The organism is Vibrio sp. D173a (assembly GCF_030248475.1).
Genome location: NZ_JAHGAH010001303.1, coordinates 1 through 683, shown reverse-complemented (window position 1 = coordinate 683; position 683 = coordinate 1). Strand labels below are relative to the sequence as shown.

General features: G+C 42.0%; 1 protein-coding gene and 1 pseudogene. Both read right to left on the bottom strand.

The annotated features are described in order from the left end of the window. A pseudogene (locus KIV40_RS32995) lies at positions 1 to 223 on the bottom strand (hypothetical protein); the annotation flags it as partial. 304 nt (positions 224 to 527) lie between these two features. Then, the coding region (locus tag KIV40_RS32990; protein ID WP_285353593.1) for a 3,4-dihydroxy-2-butanone-4-phosphate synthase at positions 528 to 683 on the bottom strand (156 nt) is incomplete at its 5' end.

Here is a 683-nt window from a genome sequence, read left to right as displayed (position 1 = left end):
TTGACTGATACAGAGAATTGACGCGTTGCACCGATTCCGTTGAAAGCTTGCAGGTTAATGCATAGTGGGTTGCTGCGCGGTGCTTACGAGAAAGTTGCAATAGCTCTCTAAGCAGCACTAACGTATCAAATTTTCGGTCATTTGATTTTTGGCGCTTCTGTGAAAAGTGAAACAGAGCGTAGACCATAGCCAAAGACACAATTGTTGAAATAAGCATAAACATAACTGACTCCTTGTATGTGAATACCTCCTTAGTGGTATGCGTCAAGCGTGCCAGAATAAAAATACTATATTATTCAGTGTCTTATGTTTTTGTGCGTATGTGAGGTTGTCTAACTTGGTGCAATTTAGCCCTAAAATAGGGAGAGTTTGATGAGATATATCAGGATATCAATGATATAGGTAGTTGTGATTGAGAGGGGAAGTAGTGGACTTGATCCGTTGTGATGTACTAGGTGGTCGTTATACACGAAAAAGCCCCGCTCACAGAGCAGGGCTTGAATTGATCTTTAAACGTGTTGTTTCGTTTATGCTAGCTTTAGGTCGAATTGATTACGGTAAGCAACCATGTCTTCGATAGTCAATACAGGCATGTTGTGCAGCTTACCAAAAGCAACGATCTCTGGCGTTTTCGCCATTGTGCCGTCTGGGTTAGTCACTTCACATAGTACACCAGCAGAAGG